Source organism: Streptomyces profundus (assembly GCF_020740535.1).
Lineage (GTDB): Bacteria > Actinomycetota > Actinomycetes > Streptomycetales > Streptomycetaceae > Streptomyces > Streptomyces profundus.
Map to the genome: position 1 here is coordinate 4,006,918 of NZ_CP082362.1, position 26,146 is coordinate 4,033,063.

20 protein-coding genes are annotated in these 26,146 nt (G+C 72.9%); 10 read left to right on the forward strand and 10 right to left on the reverse strand.

What is annotated here, in order from left to right:
* Positions 1 to 120 precede the first annotated feature (120 nt).
* Together K4G22_RS17745 and K4G22_RS17750 are read right to left on the reverse strand one after the other, a co-directional pair.
* Positions 121 to 1,290, reverse strand: coding sequence for a flavin-containing monooxygenase (locus tag K4G22_RS17745; RefSeq protein WP_228081268.1), 1,170 nt, complete (start codon positions 1,288 to 1,290; stop codon positions 121 to 123).
* A 134-nt stretch (positions 1,291 to 1,424) separates the two neighbouring features.
* On the reverse strand, positions 1,425 to 2,072 hold the full coding sequence (locus tag K4G22_RS17750) for a TetR family transcriptional regulator (RefSeq protein WP_228081269.1): 648 nt from the start codon (positions 2,070 to 2,072) through the stop codon (positions 1,425 to 1,427).
* A 253-nt stretch (positions 2,073 to 2,325) separates the two neighbouring features.
* Here K4G22_RS17750 and afsK point away from each other — a divergent pair, with 253 nt between their 5' ends.
* Complete coding sequence (gene afsK, locus K4G22_RS17755) at positions 2,326 to 4,773, forward strand: outer membrane protein assembly factor BamB family protein (protein WP_228081270.1); 2,448 nt, start codon at positions 2,326 to 2,328, stop codon at positions 4,771 to 4,773.
* Between the two features lie 243 nt (positions 4,774 to 5,016).
* On the opposite strand, the gene K4G22_RS17760 is transcribed toward afsK, so the two are convergent.
* Positions 5,017 to 5,568, reverse strand: a complete 552-nt coding sequence (locus K4G22_RS17760; protein WP_228081271.1) for a hypothetical protein — start codon at positions 5,566 to 5,568, stop codon at positions 5,017 to 5,019.
* A gap of 119 nt (positions 5,569 to 5,687) precedes the next feature.
* Here K4G22_RS17760 and K4G22_RS17765 point away from each other — a divergent pair, with 119 nt between their 5' ends.
* Positions 5,688 to 7,508, forward strand: a complete 1,821-nt coding sequence (locus tag K4G22_RS17765; protein WP_228081272.1) for an endonuclease/exonuclease/phosphatase family protein — start codon at positions 5,688 to 5,690, stop codon at positions 7,506 to 7,508.
* Positions 7,509 to 7,527: 19 nt separating this feature from the next.
* On the opposite strand, the gene K4G22_RS17770 is transcribed toward K4G22_RS17765, so the two are convergent.
* Positions 7,528 to 8,088: a dihydrofolate reductase family protein gene (locus K4G22_RS17770; RefSeq protein WP_228081273.1), complete on the reverse strand. Its 561-nt coding sequence runs from the start codon at positions 8,086 to 8,088 to the stop codon at positions 7,528 to 7,530.
* Positions 8,089 to 8,227: 139 nt separating this feature from the next.
* Between K4G22_RS17770 and K4G22_RS17775 the strand changes: the two genes are divergently transcribed.
* On the forward strand, positions 8,228 to 9,259 hold the full coding sequence (locus K4G22_RS17775) for an aminoglycoside phosphotransferase family protein (protein ID WP_228081274.1): 1,032 nt from the start codon (positions 8,228 to 8,230) through the stop codon (positions 9,257 to 9,259).
* Positions 9,260 to 9,280: 21 nt separating this feature from the next.
* On the opposite strand, the gene K4G22_RS17780 is transcribed toward K4G22_RS17775, so the two are convergent.
* Both K4G22_RS17780 and K4G22_RS17785 read right to left on the reverse strand, forming a co-directional pair.
* A complete protein-coding gene (locus K4G22_RS17780) occupies positions 9,281 to 9,973 on the reverse strand; it encodes a class I SAM-dependent methyltransferase (protein ID WP_228081275.1) in 693 nt (230 codons plus the stop codon).
* Positions 9,970 to 10,971 carry an NAD(P)/FAD-dependent oxidoreductase gene (locus K4G22_RS17785; RefSeq protein ID WP_228081276.1) on the reverse strand — a complete coding sequence of 334 codons (1,002 nt, stop codon included), beginning with the start codon at positions 10,969 to 10,971 and terminating at the stop codon, positions 9,970 to 9,972. The genes K4G22_RS17780 and K4G22_RS17785 overlap by 4 nt, the downstream gene beginning before the upstream one ends.
* 104 nt (positions 10,972 to 11,075) lie before the next feature.
* Between K4G22_RS17785 and K4G22_RS17790 the strand changes: the two genes are divergently transcribed.
* The gene (locus tag K4G22_RS17790; RefSeq protein WP_228081277.1) at positions 11,076 to 11,750 is read left to right on the forward strand and encodes a helix-turn-helix domain-containing protein; all 675 of its coding nucleotides are present in this window, start codon (positions 11,076 to 11,078) and stop codon (positions 11,748 to 11,750) included.
* Positions 11,751 to 12,091: 341 nt separating this feature from the next.
* On the opposite strand, the gene K4G22_RS31665 is transcribed toward K4G22_RS17790, so the two are convergent.
* The 3 genes from K4G22_RS31665 to afsR form a co-directional block, all read right to left on the reverse strand.
* Positions 12,092 to 12,217: a hypothetical protein gene (locus K4G22_RS31665; protein WP_265590235.1), complete on the reverse strand. Its 126-nt coding sequence runs from the start codon at positions 12,215 to 12,217 to the stop codon at positions 12,092 to 12,094.
* A gap of 153 nt (positions 12,218 to 12,370) precedes the next feature.
* Complete coding sequence (locus K4G22_RS17795; RefSeq protein ID WP_228081278.1) at positions 12,371 to 12,619, reverse strand: hypothetical protein; 249 nt, start codon at positions 12,617 to 12,619, stop codon at positions 12,371 to 12,373.
* 177 nt (positions 12,620 to 12,796) lie between these two features.
* Complete coding sequence (gene afsR, locus K4G22_RS17800; RefSeq protein ID WP_228081279.1) at positions 12,797 to 15,733, reverse strand: SARP-family global regulator AfsR; 2,937 nt, start codon at positions 15,731 to 15,733, stop codon at positions 12,797 to 12,799.
* Positions 15,734 to 15,946: 213 nt separating this feature from the next.
* Between afsR and K4G22_RS17805 the strand changes: the two genes are divergently transcribed.
* Together K4G22_RS17805 and K4G22_RS17810 are read left to right on the forward strand one after the other, a co-directional pair.
* Complete coding sequence (locus K4G22_RS17805) at positions 15,947 to 18,562, forward strand: bifunctional FO biosynthesis protein CofGH (RefSeq protein ID WP_228081280.1); 2,616 nt, start codon at positions 15,947 to 15,949, stop codon at positions 18,560 to 18,562.
* Positions 18,559 to 19,677 carry an ADP-ribosylglycohydrolase family protein gene (locus K4G22_RS17810; protein ID WP_228081281.1) on the forward strand — a complete coding sequence of 373 codons (1,119 nt, stop codon included), beginning with the start codon at positions 18,559 to 18,561 and terminating at the stop codon, positions 19,675 to 19,677. Before K4G22_RS17805 ends, K4G22_RS17810 begins: the two co-directional genes overlap by 4 nt.
* Before the next feature lie 22 nt (positions 19,678 to 19,699).
* Here K4G22_RS17810 and K4G22_RS17815 read toward each other — a convergent pair whose 3' ends face one another.
* On the reverse strand, positions 19,700 to 20,839 hold the full coding sequence (locus tag K4G22_RS17815; RefSeq protein ID WP_228081282.1) for a substrate-binding domain-containing protein: 1,140 nt from the start codon (positions 20,837 to 20,839) through the stop codon (positions 19,700 to 19,702).
* A gap of 142 nt (positions 20,840 to 20,981) precedes the next feature.
* Between K4G22_RS17815 and K4G22_RS17820 the strand changes: the two genes are divergently transcribed.
* The 4 genes from K4G22_RS17820 to K4G22_RS17835 all read left to right on the forward strand — a co-directional run bounded on the left by K4G22_RS17820 (position 20,982) and on the right by K4G22_RS17835 (position 26,139).
* Positions 20,982 to 22,295: an ABC transporter substrate-binding protein gene (locus tag K4G22_RS17820; RefSeq protein ID WP_228081283.1), complete on the forward strand. Its 1,314-nt coding sequence runs from the start codon at positions 20,982 to 20,984 to the stop codon at positions 22,293 to 22,295.
* 330 nt (positions 22,296 to 22,625) lie between these two features.
* Positions 22,626 to 23,291: a carbohydrate ABC transporter permease gene (locus tag K4G22_RS17825; RefSeq protein WP_228081284.1), complete on the forward strand. Its 666-nt coding sequence runs from the start codon at positions 22,626 to 22,628 to the stop codon at positions 23,289 to 23,291.
* A 62-nt stretch (positions 23,292 to 23,353) separates the two neighbouring features.
* On the forward strand, positions 23,354 to 24,181 hold the full coding sequence (locus tag K4G22_RS17830) for a carbohydrate ABC transporter permease (protein ID WP_228084132.1): 828 nt from the start codon (positions 23,354 to 23,356) through the stop codon (positions 24,179 to 24,181).
* Positions 24,178 to 26,139 (forward strand): DUF2264 domain-containing protein, encoded by a 1,962-nt coding sequence (locus tag K4G22_RS17835; protein ID WP_228081285.1) that lies wholly within the window; start codon positions 24,178 to 24,180, stop codon positions 26,137 to 26,139. Before K4G22_RS17830 ends, K4G22_RS17835 begins: the two co-directional genes overlap by 4 nt.
* Positions 26,140 to 26,146: the final 7 nt, after the last annotated feature.

Sequence of the window (26,146 nt, forward strand, 5' to 3'; positions counted from 1 at the left end):
GCGTTGCGAGGGGACGTCGAGGCCGGTCGGAACGGCCAGGGCCCTCGGCGAGTGCGGATCACCCGGTGTGGGGCCCCTCCCTCTCACCGGGGAGGGGAACCCCCTCTCGCGGCCCTGCCGTCAGCGGGCCGCGTCCCGCCGCTCGGCGACGACCGCGCCGGCGATACGGGGTGCGTCCAGGCCGAGTTCGCGCAGGCCCCCGCTGATCGGATTGGTGTAGCCGGTGAAGTACAGCCCGGGGGCGCTCGGATGGGTCTCCCGCCCGTGCACCAGCGGACGCCCGTCGCCGTCCAGCAGGCCCAGATGGCCGACCAGCGGTTCGAGACCGCGTCGGTAGCCGGTGGCGGCGATCACCACGTCGGGGGTCACGCTGTTCCCGTCGGCCAGCAGCACCCGTGCCCCGTCGAAGGACTCCACGGCGGCCACCGGCAGCACCTGCCGCCGCTTCACCGCGCGGACCAGGCCCCGGTCCAGCACCGGGATCGCGCCCTCCAACACCCGTGAGTAGAGGCCGGGCCCGGGGCGCGGCAGCCCGTGCGCGCTGAGGTCGGGCAGCAGCCGGGTCAGCGGGCGGGCGGCGCGGTCCACCAGGCCGACGGGCAGCCGGCGGCAGAGGATCGCGCTGGCCTGGGACGGCCAGCCGAGGGTGGAGCGGCGCAGGATGTGCGGCGGGGTGCGCACCGAGAGCCAGACCTGTCCGGCGCCGGCCCTGGCCAGTTCGGCGGCTATCTCGGCGCCGGTGTTGCCGACCCCGACGACCAGCACGTCACGACCGGCGTAGGGCGAGGGCTCGCGGTAGGCGCGGGCGTGCAGCAGCTCGCCGCCGAACGCGTCGGCGCCCGGCCAGTCGGGCAGCCTGGGCGTGTGGTTGAAGCCGGTGGCCACCACCACGGCCGAGGCGCGCAGCCTGCGTCCGCCGGTCGCCGTCAGCAGCCAGCCGCCGTCGGCCTCGGCGCGTTCCACCCGGAACACCTCGACGCCGGCCGCGAGATCGATCCTGTGGTGGCGGGTGTACTGCTCCAGATAGCGGACGAAGTCGCCCCTGGACACCCAGCGTCCGGCGGACCTGGGTATGGAGAGCCCGGGGAGCGCGGACCAGCGCCGGGTGGTGTGCAGACGCAACCCCTCGTAGTGGCCGCGCCAACTGGCGCCCACATCGGGCGACTTCTCCACCACCACGGCACGGACGCCCCGTTGGGCGAGCGCCGCGGCGACTGCGAGGCCGCCTGGCCCCGCGCCGATCACATGCACGGGGGCGGTGGGGTCCGGCGGTACGGGCGGATTCGGCATGGGCAGGAGCATACGCAGCCGCCGCCCCGGCGAGGGCTGGGGCGGCGGCTGTGTGCCGGCGGGACGCGCCGGCGTGTCACATCGGCGGGACGCGCCGTCCCGGAGACAGGGGCCGGGCGGCAGCGCCCGTTCCCTTACTTCGCGGGCTTACGGCCGGTGACGCCCAGATACACCAACAGGGAGAGCGCCGGCCGGAGTTCGGACTGCTTGGCGCCCAGCGACTGAAGGCTCTTGGGCTGGGCCGACACCGCGGCCAGCATGGCCACCAGCGAACCGGCGAGCGCCGCGGGCGAGGCGGGCGGCTTGGTTCTGCCCCGGCCGAGTTGGCTCTCGATCGACTCGGTCAACGGCTTCACCACGGCGCCCTGCACCCGGGTTCTGATCCGGACGAATCGCCGGTCCCCCTCGGCCGCGCCGAGGTCGATCACCCGGAGGATAGCGTCATGTTTGCGCCAGAAGCCGAGGAGGCCGTCCACGAGCTTGTCGGCCGTCTCCTTGCCCGCCTTGCCGGTCCACGACCGGCCGGCGACCAACTCAGAGAGCGCCGCGCTGTCGCGCACCGTCTCCTCGGCGATCTCCAGGACGGCGGCCTCGACATCCGGGAAATACTGGTAGAAAGTGGCCGGTGATGTGCCCGCTTTGCGAGCTACGTCAATGACCTTGACGTCTCGGTAGGGGGAGCTGTTGAGCATTTTTCCCAGGCAGTCGAGGAGCTTCTGCCGCGTCGCCTGACCGCGTCGGCCGGCAACCCTGCCGTCGACGGTCGTTACCTTTCCTGTCATGCCAGTCAGCTTATCGACGCGCGATCTAGGCGCGATTTGATCGCATCCGAATGGGGAATGGGCCCGTTGGTCGGGGGTGATCCCCAAGGCCGGTGGGGGATGTCCGGCATCCCGGCAGATCCGGCCCCCGAGTTCGTCTCTGTCAGTCCCGGGGGGAAGAATCGTCTCGGAAGCCCGCTCCTGTCAGGTGGCAATGAGATGCTGCCTGGGGGGCTGGACGAGGCAAGCGCTCAGACGGGGAGGTGGCAAGCACATGGTGGGGCAGCTGACGCAGCACGATCCCCGGCGGATCGGGCCGTTCGAGGTGCTCGGACGGCTGGGCGCCGGCGGCATGGGGCTGGTGTATCTGGCCCGTTCGGCATCGGGCCGGCGGGTCGCGATCAAGACCGTGCGCAGCGAACTCGCCGAGGACCAGCTGTTCCGGGTGCGTTTCACCAGGGAGGTGGAGGCGGCCCGCGCGGTCAGCGGCTTCTACACCGCCGCCGTGGTGGACGCGGATCCCCGCGCCGCCGTGCCCTGGCTGGCCACCGCCTATGTGCCGGCCCCCTCCCTTGAGGAGATCGTCAGCGAGTGCGGGCCGCTGCCGGCCCAGGCGGTGCGCTGGCTGGCCGCCGGCATCGCCGAGGCGCTCCAGTCGATCCACGGCGCCGGCCTGGTCCACCGGGACCTCAAGCCCTCCAATGTGCTGGTCGTCGAGGACGGCCCCCGGGTGATCGACTTCGGCATCGCCTCCGGCGTCTCCAACACCCGGCTCACCATGACCAACGTCGCGGTCGGTACCCCCGCCTACATGTCGCCCGAGCAGGCCAGGGACTCCCGCAGCGTCAACGGCGCGAGCGATGTCTTCTCCCTCGCCTCCACCCTGGTCTTCGCCGCCACCGGGCACCCGCCCTACCACGGCGGCAACCCGGTGGAGACGGTCTTCATGCTGCTGCGGGAGCGCCCCGACCTCTCCGGGCTGCCCGACGAACTGCTCCCGCTCATCGAGTCGTTGATGGAGCACAAGCCGGACGACCGGCCGAGCCCGGCGGATCTCCAGGCGCAGCTCGCCCCCTACCTCTTCGCCGCCGGGGACGACGGCGGCAGCGCGTCCGCCTGGCTGCCGCCGGGCGCCGTCGCCATGATCGAGACCCGCAGGGGCCGCACCAACAGCCCCGGTCCGCCCCGGCAGAACACCGGCGGCGGCTGGGGCGGCGCCGAGGCGCCGCCGTCCCCGCCGCCCTCGTCCGTGCGGCCCCCGCCCTCGCCCGTGCCCCCGTCCCGTGCGCACGAGGCGCCGCAGGGCCCGCCGGCGCAGCCGTCGGGGTCCGCCCCGATGGCGCCGCCGCCGATGCCGTCGATGCCGCCGCCCCCGCTGCCCAGCACGCCGCCGCCACCGACCAACAGCCCCGCCTCGCCGGCGCCCGAGCCGCCGCCCATGGTGCCGCCGCCGGGCGAGCATCAGGGCCCGGACTGGGCGAGACCGCCCACCGCCCATCAGCAGGCCGCGGTGCCCAGCCCCAACACGGCGCATCCCGGCCAGATGCACCAGCCGGGATCGACGGCGGACCACCCGATGGCGCGGGACGCCGGCGAGGCGGCGCCCCGGTGGCGGCCCTGGCGCTTCCGCATGAACAACGACCTCTGGGGTTCGCCCACGGTCGCCGGTGGCGCGCTCTACGTCACCTCGCTTGAGGTGCACGCGCTCGATGTGGCCACCGGCAGGCGCCGGTTCCGCACCCGGGAGGTCGCCTGGTCGATGGCGGTCACCGGCGGTGTCGTGCTGGCCTCGGACGGTCCCAGCCTCTACGCGCTGGACGCGGCCGAGGGGTCCGACCGCTGGCGGGTGCCGACCGACGGCTGGATCTACGCCCTGAGCGCCGAACGCGGCACGGTGATCACCGCCTCCCGAGGCGGCCTGGTCCAGGCCTGGGAGGCGGGCAACGGCGAGCAGCTGTGGGAGCTCTCCGGCGCCCAGAGCGATTTCGAGTCGCAGGACGCGGCCCCGGTGCTGCGGGACGGCGTGGTCTACGCCTGGGGCGAGGGCCAGCTCTATGTCCTGGAGGCGCGCACCGGCTCCGAGCTGTGGCGCTATCCGGTCGGTGACACCTCGGTCACGGGCGGGGTCCCCGTCCGCGTCACGCCGACCGACCAGGGCGTCGTCTATGTCGCGGCCGGTTCCCGGGTGCTGGCGTTGGACGCCGCCTCGGGCGCGGAGCGCTGGCGCTTCGACGCGCCGGCGGCGATCCTCTGCCCGCCGACCCACCAGCCGGCCGGCGGCCGGGACGCCGGCCTCTACTTCACCGACTACCTGGGCACGGTCTACGCCCTGGACGTCTCCACCGGCGACGACCGCTGGCGCATCGCCACGGAGTCCCGGCAGTCGACGGAGCCGGTGGTGGTCTCGGACGGCCTGGTGCATCTGGGCAGCGGCACCGCGATGTACACGCTGGACGCGGTCAGCGGCACCCCGCGCTGGCGGTTCGCCGCCGGCGAGGCGATCGTCGGCTCGCCGGTGGTCTCCGACGGCCGGCTGCACTTCGGCTCCGAGGACCACTGCCTCTACACCCTGGACGCGGTCAGCGGGCGGCTGAGCTGGAAGCTGGAGACCGGCGGCGCCATCACGGGCACCCCGGCCGCCTCCGGCGGCATGGTCTTCGCCTGTAGCAAGGACCACTGCGTCTACGCCCTCGACGCCGCCCGCGGCACCCGCCAGTCCTGACCGGCACTCCGACGGCCAACGACCCCGAGGAATCGCTCGCCCCGGCCCTGGGGCCCGTCGGGCCCTGGCACGGCCCTCCGGGCTTCCGGGCGGAGGCCGTGGCGCCCCTCCGGCCGGAGGGGGCTGTTCGGGGCCGCCCGGCCCGGCTGTTCGGGGCCGCCCGGCCTGAGGAGCACGCGACGCACCGCCGTCCCGGGAGGGGCGGCGGTGGCGCGCGATGGGGGTGATCAGTCGGACGGCGGCCTAGGCCACGTCGCGACGGCCGTGTTCCTCCTGGTCACCGTGTGCGGTGTGTTCGTCGTGGCGCCTGCGCCACGGGCCCTGCCGCACCTCGCCGCCCCGCTCCTCACGGTCTCCCCGACCGTGCCCATGCCGCTCGGCCAGGTGTCGGCCGGCCATGGTCGACGCCGCGTACAGCATCAGCAGACCGGAGCCCAGCGCGGCCAGCATCGCCCACTTGATGCCGCCCTGCCCGATGAGCAGGCTGTCGGTGGTGTTGTACTGCCGCACCAACCACAGGATGGTGAAGCCCAGAATCGCCACGCCCGAGAGCGCGGTGAGCAGGCGGGACCTCAGCAGAATGCCCGCGACGGCGAGGGCGGCGGCGACCAGCATCGGCAGGAAGAGTCCCGCGAACAACGCCGCGTTACTCCCTGTGACACCGGCCCCGTTGAACAGGTCCCACCATCGGTAGTGTCGTCCGTCGCGTCCTCCGTACCAGTTGAAGAACACGCTGCCGATTCCCACTATCGCGGCTATCAGAGCGAGTACCGCCCCGATCGAGTTACGCACCATGACGAGCCTCCCTAGGCACGACGGTCTGATTCCGGCTCGTGTTTCGACGCTACGCGCACCCCACCGGGCTCGCACCCCGAACGGAGGCGCCCCGGATGCGGGCATTAACCTCAGCCGCCATGAGCTTCGTCGCGCGTCCGTTGCCCCTGCTCACCTCCGTCGTCGCCTTTGTCACCCTGGAACTGCTGCGTCTGGCGGCGACCGCGCTCAGCGAGACCGGGGCCGTCGCGGTGGCGGCGGTCCCCGCGTTGGCGTGCCTGGCCGGCCCGTTGACCTGGTGGCTCGGCAGCCGCCAGGCCCTGACCGTCGCGGTGGGCGCGCTGGCCGGTGCCCGGCTGCTGGTGCAGTTCCCGGTGGGGCGTTCGGCCGCTCTGGTCGGCCTGGCGCTGGCCGCCGCCCTGGTGTCGCTGGTGTTGGTGGTGCGGCGCGCGATGGGCGACGCGGCGGCCGGGCCCGGGCGGGTGGCCAGGGGGATCGCCCTGGCGGTGGCCGTCGACCTGGCGCTTCGGCTGCCGCTCGACCTGCTGGATCCGCTCTGGGGCGGCCAGCTGCTCGGCTGGCTGCTGGTGCTCGCGCTGGTGGCGCTGCTCGGCCCGCTGGCCAGGGCGGCGCAGTCCGAGCCGTTGAGCAGGCCGCACGGCGGCGCGCAACTGGCGCTGCTGGGCGTGGCGTTGGCGCTCTATGTGGTGCTGCTCGGCGCGCCGGGCGCGCTGTCGGCGGTGAGCGGGCTCTCGCTGACCGCCACCGGCTTCTGGCTGGGCGCCGGCGCGCTGGCGGGGGTCGCGCTGCTCTCCGTGCCCTCGCCGGCGCGGCTGGGCGGGGCCGGCGGTCATGTGGTCCCCGTGGTGCTGCCGCTGGCGGTGCTGCTCTGCGCGGTGGACGTGTCCTGGCTGGCGGTGCCGGCGGCGGTGCTGGGGCTCGCCGTGCTGCCGGCGGTGCTCCGGCGCGCGCTGGCGGCGCCGCTGGGGTTCGGCCGGGGCCAGCAGGTGGATCTGGCGTTCGCCGGTGCCGGTGCGGGGCTGGCCTGTGTGCTGCTGGTGGTGGGCTACGAATTCCACCTGATGCCTTGGGCGTTCGCCACGGCGCTGGCCCTCGCGCTGGCCGCGCCCGCGTTCCGGGTGGCGTCCCAGCCGCCGCTGGCCCGTGCCTTCGCCCCCGTGGTGCTGGCCGCGCTGCTGTTGGCGTGGCCGCCGCTGGCCGGCGCGCTGCGCGGCGTTCCCGAGCCGCTGCCCACGGACACGGCCGGTGGCATGTACCGGCTGCTCACCTGGAACGTGCACGGGGCCGTCGACCAGAGCGGGGCGCTGTCCCCGGACGCGATCCGGAGCGTGATCGAGGAGTCGGGCGCGCAGGTGGTGGTCCTCCAGGAGGTGCCGAGGGGCAGCCCCGGCTCCGGTGGGCTCGATCTCGCCGCCTTTCTGGAGCGCCGCCTCGATGTGGAGACGGTCTGGAGCCCGGGGGCGGACGCGCGGTTCGGCAACCTGATCCTCACCAGCCTGCCGGTGGTGGCCAGGGAGACGGGCGAACTCCCGCGGGCCGGGGGCGATATGGACCGCTCCTACGCGAGCGTCACGGTGCGGCTGACGGATGGTGAGACGGCCAGGATCGTGGGCACCCATCTGCATGGCGGCGCCTCGGCTGGGCCGCGGCTGGCCCAGCTGGAGCCGCTGCTCGACGAGGTGGCCGACGATCCGACGGCGGTGCTCGCCGGCGATCTCAACGCCCGCCCGGACAGCGGGGAGATCGAGGCGATCGAGGCGCGCGGCCTGCACAGCGCGCAGGACGGGGCGGGGGATCCGAGCCTGGACACCGCCGTGGAGCCGCCGCGCCGGGTGGACTGGATCTTCGGGGCGCCGAAGATCGCCTTCGGCGGCTTCGAGCTGGTCGACACCACGGCCTCCGATCATCTGCCGCTGGTGGTGACGGTCTTCCTGGAGTGAGCCGGGCCGGCGGCATGCCTCAGGCCGCCCCGTAGTGGAGGTGGACCACGCCGCTGGCGAAGGTGTGCTGGTCGAGCGGGCGGAGGCGTTCGCGGGCGCCGGGCGGAAGCCCTGGCTGGCCGGCGCCCAGCGTGAGCGGGGTGAGGAAGACGTGGTATTCGTCGATCAGCCCGGCGCCGGCCGCGTGCGTGGCCAGGGTGGGCCCCGAGACGGTGATGTCGGCGGTGGCGGAGGCTTTGAGCGCGCGCACCGCGAGCGGGTCGAACTCCCGCTCAAGGCGGGTGCGCGCGCTGCGGACGCCCTCCAGGGTGCGGGAGTAGACGATCTTGTCGGCGGCGCGCCAGAGGTGGGCGAAGTCCAGCGTGGCCGGGCTCTGTTCGGGCTGGGTGTGGGCGCTCTCCCAATACACCATCTCCGCGTACATCCGTCTGCCGTAGAGGTAGGTGCCGATGGGGCGCTCCAGGTCGTTGATGAACTGATGGACCTCCTCGTCCGGCTCGCCCCAGGCGTAGTCGCCGTCCGCGTCGGTGTGAAAGCCGTCGAGCGACATGATCACGGAGTAGATCAGCTTGGCCGGCATGGTGGTCGTCCCTTCGGTGGCTGGCTGCCTTCGCCGAGCATGCCAGCCGCCACTGACAGTGGTGCCGGATACGCGGCACGGATGGGGCAAGACCTCAAGTCCCCCTGTGTGACATGCCGTTGTGTGATGAGGTAGTCATATGGACGTCAATCGGATCGTGGTGGAGACCGGTGGCTATCGGGCCGTCACCCCGTGGGAGGACGAGACCTGGCGCGAGGAGGCGCTCGACTGGATCACCGCGGCCCTGGCCCGGCGGCGGCTGGTGGCGGACGGGCAGGTGTGGGCACGGCTGCGCCCCTGGTCGGTGGTGTTGCGGGTGCCGGTACTCCGGACGGACGGGGTCGGAGCGGTCTGGTTCAAGGCGAACCCGCCGAGATCGGCGTTCGAGCCGGCCGTGATGGCGGCCCTCTCCCGCTGGGTGCCGGAGCGGGTGCTGGAGCCCATCGCGGTGGACACCGCCCGCGGTTGGTCCCTGCTCCCCGACGGCGGCTCGCTCTTCGCCGAGGTCCTGACCAACAACCCCGAGGACGTCAACGCCTGGGCCGAGATGCTGCGCCAGTACGCGCTGCTGCAACGGGAGTTGGAGCCCCATGTCGATCAGCTCGCCACGCTCGGGGTGCCCGACTTCCGGCCCCGGCGGCTGGCCGAGCGGTTCCTCGCGCTGGTCGAGTCGACCAGTGTGCTGCGAGGGCCGGAGCGCGCGGCGCTGCGCGCGCTGGCGCCCCGCTTCGAGGGCTGGTGCCAGGAGCTGGCGCAGTCCCCCGTGAGCTGCTCCCTCGACCAGTCGGACCTGCACCCCGCCTCGGTGCTCACCGGCGGTCGGCGCCCGCTGGACGACGGTCGGTTGACGGGCGGCGGGGCCTACCGTTTCTTCGACTGGGGCGACGCGTCCGTCACCCACCCCTTCATGAGCCTGCTGGTGCTCGGCCGGGTGCTGGGCGAGCGCTTCGACCAGGACCAGTCCGTCCGCGCCCGGGTGCTGGACGCCTACCTGGACGCCTGGGTGCAGCCCGGCACCAGCCTCGCCGAGCTGCGCTCCTGGGTCGATCTGGCCTGCCGGGTGGCCGTGGTCTGCCGGGCCGACACCTGGGACCGGGTCTTCCCGACCATGCTGCTGACCACGGCCGACCGGGACGCCCATATCGCCCGCTGGCTGCGGGAGTTGCTCTGACGCCCGGCCGGCCGCGCGGCCCTAACGCCCGCCCGTGGGGCGGCGGCGCGCCTTGACGGTCTGGTCGGTGCGGGTGGTGGGCTCGCCGGTGGTCGGGTGGTGCTGCACGCGCTTGTGCCGCTCGGCGCGCAGCACCTCCCACTCCGCCGGGTCCAGCGCCAGGGCGGCCACCGTCTCCTCCGGGGTGGGGAAGGGCACGTCCGTCGGATGCCCGTGCTCCCACTCGGGGAACCCCGCGTGCGCCTCGATCAGCAGGGTGCCGCCCGGGGCCACCGCCGAGGCGGCGCCGCGCAGCACCTTCGGGCCGAGCGTCGCGTCGGTGAAGTGCAGGAAGTGGGTGGTGACCAGGTCGAAGAGCCCGGCGGGGAAGGACTCCGTCAGATCGTGCCGCCGCCAGTCCACCCGGTCGGCGACGCCGGCCGCCGCCGCGTGCTCGGCCGCCCTGGCGAGCGCCACCCCTGACACGTCGACGCCGGTGACCCGCCAGCCGCGGCCGGCCAGATGGATCGCGTCCCCGCCCTCGCCGCAGCCCAGGTCGAGCGCGGTGCCGGGGGCGAGGCCGGCGGTCTCCTCGACCATCGCCGCGTTGGGCTCGCCGCTCCAGAGGTGGTCACTGGCGGCGTAACGCTCGTCCCAGTACCGCTCGTTGGCGAGTGGATCCCCGGAGTCCGGGGGCAGTAGCGGTCCGTGCTCGTGCGGTCGGTGTGTGCTCATGCCGCTCCCTCCATGGCCAGGGCCTGCGCGGCCTCGGCCTTGATCAGATCCATGTTGACGGCCGCGCCGGCGCGCTGGCCCGCGCTCGCCGCCGCGACCAACTGCTCGGTGACGCTGGCGACGTTGCCGGCGACCCAGACGCCCGGCACCGCGGTGCGCCCCGTGAAGTCGGAGGGGACCTCGCTTCCCAGCACCACCCCGTCCCTGACCACCTCCTCGGCGCGCAACCCGAGGCCCGCCAGCGGCTCGGCGCGCGCGGTGAGGAGGGGCGTCACCACCAGGGCCCGGCAGGGCACGTGCGTCCCGTCCGCCAGCGTGACGCCCCGGAGCCCGCCTTCGGCCGTCTCGACCCTGGCCACCGTGCCGGGCGTCACCCCGATGCCACGGGCGGCGAGCAGCCGCAGGTCCGCCTCGTCGAAGGCGGGCGCCGTGTGGCTCAGCACGGTGACCGAGGGGCTCCACTGCCGCCAGAGCAGCGCCTGGTCGACGGCGAGCGCGGGGTGCCTCGCCAGCACGGCGATCGGCTGGTCCCGCACCTCCCAGCCGTGGCAGTAGGGGCAGTGCAGCACCTCCCGGCCCCAGCGGTCGGCCAGGCCGGGGATGTCGGGCAGCTCGTCCACCAGGCCGGTGGCCACCAGCAGCCGGCGGGCGCGGACGGCGGCTCCCTCGGCCAGCGTCACCAGGAACCCCGCCTCGGCGTCCTCGCCGCCCTCGGGGCCACCGAGCGGGGTGACGGTGCGCACGGTGGCCCGGACGATCTCGGCGCCGTAGCCGGTCGCCTCGGCCCTGCCGGCGGCCAGGATCTCGGCGGGTGGGGCGCCGTCCCTGGTCAGAAAGCCGTGTGCGTGCGCGGCCAGGGCGTTGCGCGGCCGGCCGCCGTCGATCACCAGGACCGAGCGGCGGGCCCTGGCCAGCGTCAGCGCGCCGCTGAGGCCCGCCGCTCCACCCCCGATGATCACCACCTCGTAGCGGCCCTCGCGCGGGGTCTCTGCGTCCATGTCGGCCTGCTCCCTGTCGTCCGGCTCCGTCGTCCTCCGCTGGCGACGATGCGGGAATGGGGGCGGGTTTGACAAACATCGTTGCCGTGTCGGCAAATGGAAGGATGACGGAAGAGCACGGGCAGCGGAGAGCGGACCTACGAGAGGCCACCGGGACGGACGCCGACGAGGGGGGCGCGCTCGCCAGCGTGCTGAGCGGCGTGGGCCCCCGCCTGCGCGCCCTGCGGCGGGAACGCGAGATCACCCTGGTCGCGCTGAGCGAGCGGACCGGGATATCCGTGAGCACCCTCTCCCGGCTGGAGTCGGGCCGGCGCCGGCCCACCCTGGAGCTGCTGCTGCCGCTGGCCACGGCCTACCATGTGCCGCTCGACGAGCTGGTGGGGGCGCCCGCCACCGGCGACCCCCGGATCCACCCGCGCCCCTTCACCCGCTTCGGGCAGACCTTTGTGCCGCTCACCCGCTATCTGGGCGGGCTGCACGCCTACAAGCAGATCCTCCCGCCGGGGTACAACTGCGGCGCCGACGGGCGGCCGGGGGAGCCGCGCACTCATGAGGGGTTCGAGTGGCTCTACGTCCTCTCGGGCCGGGTGACGATGACGCTGGGGGACCGGCAGTTGACGCTCGCCGCGGGCGAGGCCGCCGAGTTCGACACCAGGGTGCCGCACGCGCTGGCCAACCCCGATCCCCAACCCGCCGAGTTCCTCAGCCTGTTCGGGGCCCAGGGCGAACGCATCCATGTCCGCGCCCGATCGGGCGGCGCCCCGCCTCAGGGGCCCTGACCCCCGCCGCACGCGAAGAGGCCCCGGACTCCCACCGAAGCGGGCGCCCGGGGCGCATCGGGCGTCGGCCCCCGACCGACATCCGATGTACTGGTGGTCGAGCTGGGCCTGATCCGGACGATGCCCCCTCCACGCCGCCCGAATCACCACCCGCCCGGACCCTGTCCGGCGACTCCCCCGTCGCCGCCGAACAGGTCCACCGGGGAGGCCGGCCGCGCACCCCTGTGCGGCCGGACATGGATGAGCATGTCAGGCGGCCATAAACGAGTGATAAACGTCTGCGGGCGGTCCCCCGGGGGGACCGCCCGCTGGTGGCATGCCGTCGGAGCAACGGCGGTTGGTCAGTCGCCTGACTGCGAGGTGCCGCCGCCGCTGATGAAGTGGTCGGCCTGGGCGGTGCCGGCCACTCCGACCAACAGCGCGGTGGTCAGGGCGGCACCGATAGCGAACCTTCTGAAGCGGATCATGCCGGGTCTCCTCACTGCGAATGCCGAACTGCGCTCGATGTGTCGGCGCGTCGATTTACGGAACGTCAGATGCGAGGTGAAGCGGAAGTGCCCATATGTGAGGGCCGGTTCCCCGGAGTCCGGGTACCGGCCCTCGTACGACCATTGTGCGGCTCAGGACACCCAGTGGTCCACCGGGGCGATGGGGCCCGGCTTCTCCTTGGGCTCACCGGAGACCCAGTGGTCCTCGGTGCCGACCTCCCCGTCCCCGTCCTCCCCGCTCTTCCTGGCCTCCGGGGCGTCACGCTCGGGCTTGGTCCCCGGGACCTTGGGCTCGCCGGAGACCCAGTGGTCCTTGGGACCGACGGGGCCTGGCGTGGTGTCCTGCTCGCTCTCCTGCGTGTGCGACGTGGTGTCGGTCAACGTCAGCTCCTTGACGGTACGGCTGATCCGGGCGACACGGACACGCCAGCGGTCCCCTCGTTCGCCGGTCGTTCCCTGGCCGGAAACGTCCGCCCCCGTGGTCAGCGAATGGTGGGCAGAGACTGACACGCAAAAATAAATGATCGGTAAACGTGTCAACTCGGTTCGCTTTGGGCTCTAGACGCCCGCAGGAGCCAGAAGGTTCCGTGCCATGGCCGCCTCGGGGCTGCCGAACCGTTCGAAAATCGTCAGTGCCTCCTGCCAACAGGCCCGGGCCCGGTCCGTCTGGCCGAGGGAGTCGAGGGCCTGGCCTAGCATCAACAGCACCGTGCCGCGCCGCCATTCGCCGCCGATGCCGCCCAGCGCCAGCGCCCGTTCCGCGTGCTGCGCCGCCTCGGCCGGGCTGCCGGCGGCCAACCGCAGCTCGCCGAGCCGGAAGTTCGTCACGCCCTCCCAGAGCCGCTGCCGGCTCTCCTGGAACCCGGCGAGCGCCTCGGTGAACTCGGCCAGCGCCTCCTCGTGCCGCTTGGCCTGGCTCAGCGCGACGGCCAGCGCGTAGCGCGCGTTGGCCAACCGCGTCGCCGACTTCGCGCCGCTCTGGTACTGGGTCAGGCACTGCGCGGCCAGCTCGATGGCGCTGTCGACGCGCCCGGTGTCCAGGTGCACCCGGGAGAGGTTGGCCAGCGCGCTGGCCTCGCTCGGCAGGTTGCCGTCCGCGCGGAACCGCTCGATGGCGCGGGTGAGACAGCTCTCGGCCCGCTCCATGTCGCCCCGGTAGATGGCGATGATCCCCCGGTCGTTGAGCGCGGCCGAGATGGCGTAGGCGTCGTCGGCCGCCGTGCCCAGCAGCATGGCGCGCTGCGCCTCGGCGTCGGCCTCGTCGAACCGGCCGGCGACGGAGTAGCTGTGGGCCAGCAGCGCGTGCAGCCGGGCCTGGGCCTGATCGTCCTCCGCCGCCCGCGCGGCGGCCAGCACGGCGTGCGCCACTTGGTCGAACTGGTAGGAGAACGCGCCCGACTCGCCCAGGTCCTGGGCGGCGAGCAGGGTGTCGACGCAGCGCCGCAGCAGCGTCGTGCCGGACGGCTGGCGCACGCAGGCCAGCACGCACTCGGCCTCGGCGAAGAACCAGTCGAGCGCCGCCGCGAGATCGGGGAAGGACAGCCCCGGGTGCTCCGTGATCGCCAGATGGTCGACCAGCCGGTCGCCCGGGCGCTCCATCGCGTAGACCTGGGCGCAGCTGGCCAGGTAGAAGTCCAACAGGCGGGTGCTGGCGGCCTCGCGCTCGGCCGGCGGCTGCTCGTCCCGTTCGGCGCAGGCCCGGGCGAACAGCCGCACCAGGTCGTGCATCCGGTACCGGCCGGGGGCCGCCGACTCCACCAGCGAGGTGTCCACCAGGGACTCCAGCAGCTCCTCGGTGGTCTCCGCGTCGCGGTTGAGCAGCGCGGAGGCCGCGGCCAGCGAGATGTCCGGGCCCTCCGTCAGCCCCAACAGCCGGAACGTGCGGGCCTGTTCGTCCTCCAGCTGGCCGTACCCCAGCTCGAAGGTGGCTTTGACGGCCTGGTCGCCCGCCTTCAGCTCGTCCAGCCGGCGGCGCTCGTCGCTGAGCTTGCGCGCCAGCGTGGACACCGTCCAGGTGCGGCGGGCCACCAGCCGGGCGGCGGCGATCCGGATCGCCAGCGGGAGGAACCCGCAGGCGCCGACCACGGCCATGGCGGCCTTGCGCTCGCCGCGCACCCGTTCGTCGCCGACGATCCTGGTGAAGAGGGTCAGCGCCTCGTCGGGGCTCATCACGTCCAGGTCGACCAGATGCGCCCCCGCCAGGTCGACCATCCGCAGCCGGCTGGTGATCAGGCTGGCGCAGCCGGGCGTGCCGGGCAGCAGGTCCCGCACCTGGGCGGCGTCCCTGGCGTTGTCCAGCAGGGTGAGCACCCGGCGGCCGTCGAGCAACGAGCGGTAGAGCGCGGCGCGTTCGTCCACCCCGTCCGGTATCGACTGGTCGGAGATGCCCAACGCCCGGAGGAACGAGGCCAGCACGGCGGCCGGATCGGCCGGTGCCGCGCCCGCGCCCTGGAGGTCCACATAGAGCTGGCCGTCGGGGAAGTGGTCCCGCGCCGCGTGCGCCACCTGCACGGCGAGCGTGGTCTTGCCGACCCCGCCGATCCCGGCCACCGCCGAGACGGCCATCACCTGGCCACCGGCCGAGGAGAGTTGGGCGCCGAGCTCCGCGACGAACGAGGCCCGTCCGGTGAAGTCGGGCACGGCGGCCGGCAGCTGCGCGGGGCGGATGCTGGGGGTCGGCGCGCTGCTCTGCTGCGCCGGGAGGTTGAGGCCCGGGTCGGCGTTCAGGATGCGCTGCTGGATCTCGGACAGCTCGGCGCGCGGCTCCACGCCCAGCTCGTCGATCAACAGCCGCCTGGCGTCGGCGTAGACGGCCAGCGCCTCGGCCTGCCGGCCGGCCCGGTAGAGCGCCAGCATCAGCAGCTCGCGCAGCCGCTCCCGCAGGGGGTAGGTGGTGGTGAGCTCGGTCAGCTCGGAGATGGAGTCCGCGTGCAGGCCGGCCTGGAGGCCGACGTCCAGGCGCTGTTCGCGCAGGCCGAGCCGCCGCTCGGCCAGCCGGGTGCGCTGCACCTCGGCCTCGGGGCCCGGCACGCCGGCGATCGCCTCGCCGTCCCAGAGGTCGAGCGCCTCGCCGAACAGCTCGTGCGCCTGCGTCAACTCGCCGGCGCCCGCCGCCTGCTCGGCGGCCGAGGCGATCCGTGCCACCTCGTCCAGGTCGAGCTGGTCGTGGGGGTCGAGCCGCAGCGCGTAGCCGCCGAACTGGCTCACCAGCACCGCCGCCCTGGGCCCGAAGGACTTCCGCAGCCGGGAGGCGTAGGTGCGCAGGGCGGCGACCGCCTGCTGCGGAGGCTCGTCCCCCCACAGCGCGTCGACCAGCTCGGACACGGACACCGGCCGCCCGCGCCGCAGCAACAGGACGGCCAGCAGCGCGCGTTGCTGCGGTGACCCGGCGGGCAGTAGTCGGCCGCCCTGCCAGGCACGAATCGGGCCAAGCACCGCAAAGCGCAAGGCGGGTGTGTAACCCCCCGTGTTCCCCGTCCCCTCACCAACGGCCATGGCGTCCTCTGCTTCTAACCTCTGCGCGTATGGGGCGAACGTTGGAGTCTATCTGCCCGAACCGGCATGGATAAAGACCGGGTGGCCGAAGTCCTCGCAGTGTGGCATGGACTCGACCAACGGGGGAGAAGGATTCTCCTGGGACGTACGACTCCCGGCCATGTGTTCCTCGCCTCATAGGGGCCAGGGGTGCATCCTCTTATCCTCGGAAGCATGACGACAAGTGCGCACGTTCCCACGGCCAACGCGATGCGTCGAGCGCTGCGGAGGGCCGATGACGGGGTGGCCCTGGACGTGGCGGAGGCGACCGTTCTGCTCCAGGCACGCGGCGCTGACCTGGAGCGCCTCTCCCAGGCGGCGTCCCGGGTGCGGGACGCGGGGCTGGCGGCGGCCGGCCGACCAGGAGTGATCACCTACTCGAAGAAGGTCTTTGTTCCGCTCACGCGACTCTGTCGGGATCGTTGCCACTACTGCACGTTCGTGACCGTTCCGGGGAAGCTTCGCCGCGATGGGCATGGCATGTTTCTGTCCCCGGACGAGGTGTTGGACATCGCCAGGGCCGGCGCGGCCCTGGGCTGCAAGGAGGCGCTCTTCACTCTCGGCGACCGCCCTGAGGACCGCTGGCCCGAGGCCCGCGAGTGGCTGGCCGCCGCAGGCTACGACGACACCCTCTCCTATGTACGGGCCATGGCCATCCGGGTGTTGGAGGAGACCGGGCTGCTGCCGCATCTCAACCCGGGCGTGCTGACCTGGACGGACTTCCAGCGGCTCAAGCCCGTCGCGCCCTCGATGGGGATGATGCTGGAGACCACCGCCACCCGGCTCTGGTCCGAGCCGGGCGGCCCGCACCACGGCTCCCCCGACAAGGAGCCCGCGGTGCGGCTGCGCGCGCTGGAGGCGGCCGGACGCTCCAGCGTCCCCTTCACCAGCGGCATCCTGCTGGGCATCGGGGAGAACCACACCGAACGCGCCGAGTCGCTCTTCGCGTTGCGCAAGGTGGCCCGCACCTACCGGGGCGTTCAGGAGATCATCGTGCAGAACTTCCGCGCCAAGCCGGACACGGCGATGCGCGGCATGCCGGACGCCGAGCTGGCGGAGCTGGCCGCCACCGTCGCCGTGGCCCGGCTGCTGCTGGGCCCCGACGCGCGGCTCCAGGCGCCGCCCAACCTGGTCGACGAGGAGTACGCGCCGCTGATCCGCGCCGGCATCGACGACTGGGGCGGCGTCTCCCCGCTCACCCCCGACCACGTCAACCCGGAGCGCCCCTGGCCGGCGATCGACGAACTGGCGGAGCGCACCGCGGCGGCCGGCTTCGAGCTGCGCGAACGGCTCACCATCTACCCGGAGTTCATCCGCCGCGGCGAGCCCTGGCTGGACCCGAGGCTGCTGCCGCACGTCACCGCGCTCGCCGATCCCGAGACGGGTCTCGCCCGCCAGGACGCCATGCCGCGCGGCCTGCCCTGGCAGGAGCCCGACGAACCGCTCACCGCCGGCGGCCGGGTCGACCTGCACCACACCATCGACACCGAGGGCCGCACCGGCGACCGCCGCGCCGACTTCGACGAGGTCTACGGCGACTGGTCCGAGCTCCGCGAGCTGGCCGCCCCCGGGCTCGTCCCGGACAGCAGGGAGCCCACGCGGCTGGACGCCGAGGTCCGCGAGGCGCTGCGGGTGGCCGCCGACGACCCCACGCGGCTGACGGACCAGGGGGCCCTCGCCCTGCTGCACGCGGAGGGCCCCGCCCTGGACGCGCTGGCCTCGGTCGCCGACGACCTGCGCCGCTCGGTGGTCGGCGACGAGGTCACCTATGTGGTGACCCGCAACATCAACTTCACCAACATCTGCTACACCGGCTGCCGGTTCTGCGCCTTCGCCCAGCGCCGCACCGACGCCGACGCCTACACCCTCTCCCTGGACCAGGTCGCCGACCGGGCCCAGCAGGCGTGGGAGGTCGGCGCCATCGAGGTGTGCATGCAGGGCGGCATCCACCCCGACCTGCCGGGCACCGCCTACTTCGACCTGGTGCGCGCGGTGCGGGAGCGCGTCCCCGAGATGCATATCCACGCCTTCTCCCCGATGGAGGTCGTCAACGGCGCCACTCGCACCGGGATGTCGATCAGGGAGTGGCTGCTCGCCGCCAAGGAGGCGGGGCTCGACACCATCCCCGGCACCGCGGCGGAAATCCTGGACGACGAGGTGCGCTGGGTGCTGACCAAGGGAAAGCTCCCCGCTGACACCTGGATCGAGGTCATCAGCACCGCGCACGAGCTGGGGCTGCGGTCCTCGTCCACCATGATGTACGGCCATGTGGACCAGCCCCGGCACTGGTTGGGGCATCTGCGCACGCTGGCCGGGATGCAGCGCGCCAACCAGGAGAAGGGAGTCGCCGGCTTCACGGAGTTCGTCACGCTGCCCTTCGTCCACACCAACGCCCCGGTCTACCTCGCGGGAATCGCCCGCCCGGGGCCCACCGCGCGCGACAATCGGGCGGTGACCTCGATGGCGCGGTTGCTGCTCCACCCCTACATCACCAATATCCAGACCAGTTGGGTCAAGCTCGGTGCCGAGGGCGCAGCCGCGATGCTGCGTTCGGGCGCCAACGATCTGGGGGGAACCCTGATGGAGGAGACCATCTCCCGCATGGCCGGCTCGGCCTATGGCTCGCACCGCTCGGTGGCGGAGCTGACGGCCATCGCCGAGCTGGCCGGCCGCCCGTCCAGGCCGCGCACCACCACCTATGGCGAGGTGCCGGCGGAACGGGTCGACGCCGCGCTGGCCGCCGACGGCCGACTGCCCAAGCTGCTGCCGGTGGTGGGGGGAGTCGAGTGACCGCCCCGGTCGGCGGCGCGCTCTGGGGGCGCGCCGACCAACAGGACTTCCGCAGCCGGGTGCGCGGCTGCCTGCTGGGCGGCGCGATAGGCGACGCGCTGGGCGCCGGCGTGGAGTTCGACTCGCTGGCGGCGATACGCGAGGCGCACGGCCCCGAAGGCGTCACGGACTATGTGCCGGCCTACGGGCGCCGAGGCGCCATCACCGACGACACCCAGATGACCCTGTTCACCGTGGACGGACTGATCCGCGCCCATGTCCGCCGCGACACCGGCGCCTGGCATCCGCCCACCGATGTGCACGCCGCGCACCGCCGCTGGTACCGCACCCAGCACGAGTGGGGGCCGGACGAACGCCGCCCCGGCGACGGCTGGTTGGCGCGTGAGGAGTGGCTCTACAGCCAGCGCGCCCCCGGCCGGGCCTGCCTCTCCGGGCTCGGCGACGCCGCCATGGGCACCGTCGACCAGCCGAAGAACCCGGACTCCAAGGGCTGCGGCACGGTGATGCGGTCCGCGCCGTTCGGCCTGCTGGTGGGCTGGGAGCCGCAGTTGGTCTTCCAGCTCGGCGTCGAGTGCGCCGCGCAGACCCATGGCCACCCCACCGGGATGCTGGCCGCCGGCGCCTTCGCCGCCATCGTGCACGCGGTGGTGCGCGGCGACGAGCTGGACGCGGCGGTGCAGAAGGCGCTGGCGCAACTCGCCACCCGCCCTGGGCACGAGGAGACCACCGAGGCCCTCAAGCAGGCGCTCGGCGCGGTCCGCCAGGGCCTGCCGAGCCCCGAGCGGGTCGCCGCGCTGGGGGAGGGCTGGACGGCCGAGGAGTCGCTGGCCATCGGCGTCTACTGCGCCCTGGTGGCCCAGGACATCCGCCATGGCCTGCTGCTGGCGGTCAACCACGGCGGCGACTCCGACTCCACCGGCTCCGTCTGCGGCAACCTGCTGGGCGCCCTGCACGGCGAGACGGCCCTCCCGCCCGCCTGGCTGGCCGAGTTGGAGGGGCGTGCCACGATCCTGGAGCTGGCCGACGACTTCTCGATGGAGATGACGCAGGGGCCGGCGCTGCACGGCCCGGGGGACTCGGCCAAGGTCTGGTTGGAGCGCTACCCGCGCGGTTGACGCCCCGGGGCCCCGGCCCGCCTCAGGGCGAGTCGGGGCCTCCCGATCCACAGGAGTCCCGGACGGTCAGGCGCGGGTGCAGCACCACATGCCGCGTCGCCGGGGGCCAGGCCGCCGCCGGGGCGTCCATCCGGTCCAACAGCAACTGGGCGGCCACCACACCCAGTTGGTGCTTGGCCGGGGTCACGGCCGTGAGCGGGACCTCGGCCAGTGAGGCGATCTCGTCGTCGTAGGCGATCAGCGCCATGTCCTCGGGGGTGTGCAGGCCCCTGGCGCGCAGCCGCTGGAGCAGCTCGATCGCGTCGTAGTCCGAGTGCACCAGCGCCGCGCGGGTGCCGGTGGCCAACAGCTCGTCGATGAACGGGTCGTACGGCTTGGCGCCGGTCTGGTAGCTGGGCAGGGAGCCGCCGCCCTCCAGCAGGGGCGCCCCCCGGTGCAGGCCCAGGCTCGCGACGGCGTGCTCGTACCCCTCGCGGATCAGCGGGGCGGTCGGGGTGCGGTTGAGGTACAGGCCGACGGAGCGATGGCCGAGCTCCCGCAGCCGACGCACCGCGGTGTAGGCGCCCATCCGATGGTCGGATATCACGAACTCGCAGTGTTCATACGGGTCTTCGGGCCGCCGTTCCAGCAGCACGAACGGCAGCCCGGTGGCGCGCAGATGGTCGAGGGTGGCTCCCGGAAGGTAGTGCCCGCCGGTGGACGCGATCAACAGACCGGCGGCGCCCGACGCGCACAGCTCGTCGATCTGCTGGATGTCGCGCGGCTGGCCGTAGTCGGTCAGCCCGATGACGATCCGGGCGTGCCGCCCGGACGCCACCGTCCGCACCCCGGCCACCACGCTCGGGTAGTAGTAGGTGGCCGACGGCACCAGCAGCCCGATGGTGCGGCCGGCCTGGCCCTCGTCGGCCTCATCGGCGACGGCGCCGAGTTGGTCGAGCCGGGCGGGCTGTTCCGCGCTGGTCTCGGCCGGCTCCGCGCGCGTGCCGGGAAGTATCGCCCCGCCGCGCACCTTGGTCAGCTGCCCCATCTCGGCCAGCTCCGCCAGGTCGCGTCTGATGGTGCCGGCCGACACCTCGAAGCGCGCGGCGAGTTCGGCGACGCGCACGGCCCCACTGGCGCGCAGCTCCCGCAGCAGCAAGTCCTGCCGTTGTTCTACGAGCATCTCGGCAACCCCTCTCGGTCCATTGTTGAGCTTAGTGGTTGTTCGTAGGTGATCATCAACGTTTCTGCGTACTTCTCTTGACTCGTGAACGGACCTGGTTCATCGTGCATGGCATCCGTCACTCAAGGAAGCGGAGCCGTTTGTGTTTCCTCACCGATGCCATGCGACGTCGCGGAGCATCCTGATCAGCGCCGCCACAGGTGCGTTGCTCGCCTCCTGCGCGCTCACCGGCGGCGCCTCCGACGAGGGGCCCACCACCATCACGTACTGGTCCTGGATCTCCGGTTCCCAACAGATCGTGGACCGGTTCAACGAGACCCACGACGACATACAGGTGGACTTCCAGCTGATACCCGGCGGTGGCGACGGTGGGTACTCGAAGATGTTCAACGCGGTGCGGGCCGGCAAGGCACCCGACGTGGTGACCGTGGAGTATCCGCAGCTCAACAGCTTTATCACACAGGACCTGCTGCGCCCGATCACGGACTACGGAGTGACGGAGCTGGCCGACCAGTACCCGGAGTGGACCTGGGAGCAGGTCGCCCCGTCCGGCGCCGACGTGTACGCGCTGCCCAAGGACGTCGCCCCCACGGTGCTCTACTACCGGGCGGACCTCTTCGACGAGTACGGCCTGGAACCGCCCGCCACCTGGGACGAGTTCCGCTCCACCGCCGAACAGCTCCAGGTGCTGGAGCCGGAGGCGGCCCTCACCACCTTCGGCCACAACGACGCCGGCCTGCTCTCCGGCCTCGCCTGGCAGGCCGGCGCCGAGTGGTTCGACACCTCCACCGGGGAGTGGAAGGTCAACACCACCGACGAGCACACCGTGCGGATGGCCAGGTTCTGGGACGGGCTGATCGCCGACGGGCTGGTCAACGCCGAGCCGCAGTACGCCGAGAAGCACATCACCGACCTCCAGAACGGCAGGTCGCTGACCATGATCGGCGCCCCCTGGACGGCGGCCAACCTCTCCCGCTTCCTCCCCGAACAGGCCGGCCTCTGGGACGTGGCGCCCATCCCCAACTGGGGCGAGGAGGCCACCGCCGGCAACTTCGGCGGCTCGACCATGGCCCTGCCCAAGGGCTCGCCCAACCCGGACGCGGCCATCGAGTTCGCCCGCTGGGTGTCCACCTCCCCGGACGCGGTGGCCGCCGCGGCGCCGGTCAGCACCGCCTACCCGGCGAACGTCAACCTCCAGGACACCTGGGCCCAGGAGGTCAGCTCGGTCAACGAGTGGGTCGAGGGCATGCGGCTGCCCGACGTCACCTCCCCGGCCGCGCAGGAGATCAACCCCGCCTGGGAGTGGGGCCCCGACATGACGGAGAGCTTCTCCCGACTCGGCGACGCGGCCAGCTCCCGGGTCGGCAGAGCCGGCGGCCTTGAGGCCGCGCTGCGCGACTGGCAGGACGGCACCGTCGACCAACTGCGGCTACGCGGCTACAACGCCAGCGACTAGCGGCACAGCGACGCGTCCCCCTGCCCCCGATCCGACCTGACTCCTGGGACAGCCCATGGCCTCACTCACCTCCACCCGATCACCCCGGGTCGGCGGACCACCCCGCCCCAAGCACGGAAGGCGCGGCTCAGGCCCCCTCCTGCTGCTCGCCCCGTTCTTCGTCCTCTTCTTCTTCACCTATGTCGGCCCGATCCTCTACGCCGTCGGCCTGAGCTTCTTCCGGGAGCGCTTCGACGGCATCGGCGGGACGGGCCACGGAAGGTCTTCGCCGGCTTCCACAACTACACGCGCGCGCTCACCGACACCGAGTTCCTCCAGGGCGTCGGGCGGGTGCTGCTCTACGGCGCGATCTACGTTCCGCTGCTGATCGCGCTGGCCGCGCTCTTCGCCCTGCTGCTGGACAGCGCCCTCACCGGCTTCCGCAGGACCTTCCAGACGGTGCTCTTCCTCCCGCACATCGTGCCGGGTCTGATCGCCTCCATCGTCTGGCTGTACCTCTACACCCCGGGCCTGAGCCCGGTGATCGACGGTCTTGAGGTCTTCGGCCTGGAGATCGACTTCCTCAACGGCGCCGCCACCCTCTTCTCCCTGGTGAACATCGCGGTCTGGAGCAACCTCGGCTTCAACGTGGTGCTGATCTTCGTCGCCCTCCAGGCGATCCCGCGCAGCACCATCGAGGCGGCCAAGCTGGACGGCGCGAGCGAGGGCCTGATCGCGTTCCGGGTGAAGCTGCCGCAGGTCTTCCCCGCCGTGATGGTGGCGACGCTCTTCACCATGATCGGCTCGCTCCAGCTCTTCACCGAGCCGTTCATCATCCAGTCCTCGGGCCTGAGCGACGTCAGCTCCACCTGGACGCCCAACATGCTGGCCTACACCGCGGCGTTCCAGTCCAACGACTACCACTACGCGGCCACCGTCTCCGTGCTGATCGCGCTCCTGGCCGGCGTGCTGTCCTTCACCGTCACCAAGCTCTCCAACAGAAGGGCACTGCGATGACCGCCCCGGTGAACTCCGTGGGTAGAGCGGGTACCGCGCACACCGACGACCGCGCCTGGTGGATGCGTCGCTCCTTCGCCACGCTGATCTGTCTCCTGGCCGCGCTGTACACCCTGATGCCGCTGATCTGGCTGCTGTTCGGCGTCACCAAGACCCTGCCCGACCTGTACAGCAGCAACGGCTTCGCGCCGTCAGCCGGCTTCCACGTCTGGGACAACATCACCGACCTGTTCGCCAGGGACGGCGGACTCTACGGCCGCTGGCTGCTGAACACGGCGATCTACGCCTTCGGCGGCGCGGCCGTGGCCACCCTGCTGTCCGTGATGGCCGGCTACGCCTTCGACAAGTTCGAGTTCCGTGGCCGGGAGAAGTGGTACGCCCTGGTGATCGCCGGCGTGCTGATCCCCAACACGGCCATCGTGGTGCCGCTCTACCTGCTGATGTCCGAGATCCGGATGACCGACACCATGTGGGCCGTCCTGATCCCGGTCATGGTCAACCCCTTCGGGGTCTACCTGGCGCGCGCCTACTCCTCGGGCGCCATCCCCGGCGAACTGCTGGAGTCCGCCAGGATCGACGGCGCCGGCGAGCTGCGCACGTTCTTCTCCGTCGGCCTGCGGCTGATGGGGCCCGGCGCGCTCACCATCTTCCTCTTCCAGTTCATCGCCATCTGGAACAACTTCTTCCTGCCGATGGTGATGATCACCAACAACGACCTCTTCACCCTGGGCCAGGGCCTCTTCACCTGGAACACCGGCGTGGGCCAGGACCCCGACTACGCCAGGATGGTCGTGGTCGGCTCCGCGCTGGCGACCATCCCGCTGATCCTGCTGTTCATCCCGCTCCAGCGCCGTTGGCGCGCCGGACTCACCGAAGGTGGCATCAAGTGACGAACGAGCACCAGGACCTGGCGCTCTCCCCGCACACCGGCTGGACCCGCCAGGACTGGCTGGACACCGCCGACCGGATGTTGGCGGCGGTCCGCCCCCACGCGACGCCGGGCAACTCGCTGATCCACCTGCCGGGACCGCCCAGCCGCTCGGGCAGGCTCAGCGACGGCCTCGAAGGCTACGCCCGCACCTTCCTGCTGGCCGCCTTCCGCACCGGCGGCGCCAACCTCGACGACCCGCGCTCCGCCGAACTGCTCGCGCCCTACGCCGAGGGACTCGCGGCCGGCACCGACCCACAACACCCGCACGCCTGGCCCCGGCCGAGCGAGGTGCGGCAGGCCAGGGTGGAGGCGGCCTCGGTGGCCATCGGGCTGCACGAGACCCGCGCGCTCCTCTGGGACCGGCTGCCGGCCGACGTCCAGGAACGCACCGTCGACTGGCTCTCCGAACTCGCCGACGCCTGGGTGCCGGAGAACAACTGGGTGTGGTTCCGGGGCTGCGTCGCCGCCTTCCTGCGCTCCGTGGGCGCGCCCCACCAGGCCAGCGACATCGCGTACGCCATCCACGAGACCGACGGCTGGTACGCGGGTGGCGGCTGGTACGCGGACGGCGCCGCCGAACGCGGCCAGTTCCGCAACTTCGACTACTACAACGCCTGGGCGATGCACCTCTACCCGCTCTGGTACTGCCGGATCTCCGGCGCGGACGCCGAGCCAGGGCTGCTCGACCGCTACCGGGCGCGGCTGCGGACCTTCCTGGACGACGCCCAACACCTGGTCGCCGCCGACGGCGGGCCGCTCTTCCAGGGCCGCTCGCTCACCTACCGGTTCGCCGCCGCCGCCCCGTTCTGGACCGGCGCGCTCTTCGACGCCAGCCCGCTGCCCCCCGGCCGCACCCGGCGCGCGGTCAGCGGACTGCTGAGCCACTTCGTCGACCGGGGCGCCACCGAGGAGGACGGCGTCCTCTCCCTCGGCTGGCACCGCCGCTTCGAGCCGATCAGGCAGATGTACTCGGGGCCCGCCTCGCCCTACTGGGCCAGCAAGGGCCTGGCCGGGCTGATGCTGCCCGCCGACCACCCGGTGTGGACCGCGACGGAGGAGCAGCTCCCCGCCGAGCGCGGCGACTTCACCCGCGCCATGGCGGCGCCCGGCTGGCTGGTCACCGGCACGAAGGCCGACGGGATCGTCCGCGTCGCCAACCACGGCACCGACCACACCCCGCCGGGACGGCCGGGCCGCGACGACCCGTTCTACGCCCGATACGCCTACACCACCCACACCGGGCCCGAGCTGGGCACCACCCCCTCGCCTGGCGACCGCCTCGACGACCACCAGCGGGACGGCGACGCCCGGCTCGGCACCAGCGTGGACGGCCAGGTCACCGTCGTGGACGCGGACGGCGTGCCCGCCCACCGCAGCCCCTTCCAACGCCTCGCGCTCACCGACGCGTTCGCCCTCTCGCGCCACCGCGCGCACTGGCCGGACGACCGGGCGGCCGACGAGGCGGCCGACCGGGACGACTGGCGGCGCGGCCCCTGGCTCACCACCGCGTCCGTGCCGCGTGGCCCCTGGGAGGTGCGGCTGGTCCGGGTCTCCCAACCTCAGGGCGACGCCCCCGTGCTGGTCGGCGGGCATCCGCTCGCGGACGGCTCCGCACCGGCCGACGACGGCGGCGTGCTGCGCCGCGCGGACGGCCTCACCAGCGCCGTGGTGCCGCTGCACCCGGCGGACGGCGAGGTCACCGTGCACCGTTCGGAGGGCACCAACGCCTTCGGCCCGCACAGCGCGACCCCGGTCTACCGCGCCGCCGGGCCGCTGCACGCCGTCGCGGTCTTCCTCGGCGGGACGGAGCCGGCCGGCGGCCTGCCACCGGCGCCTTCGGTCTCCTTCCCCACGGCGGACACCGTCACCGTGCACTGGCCGGACGGGGAGCGGACGACCGTGCCGCTGACCGACTGAGCCCACT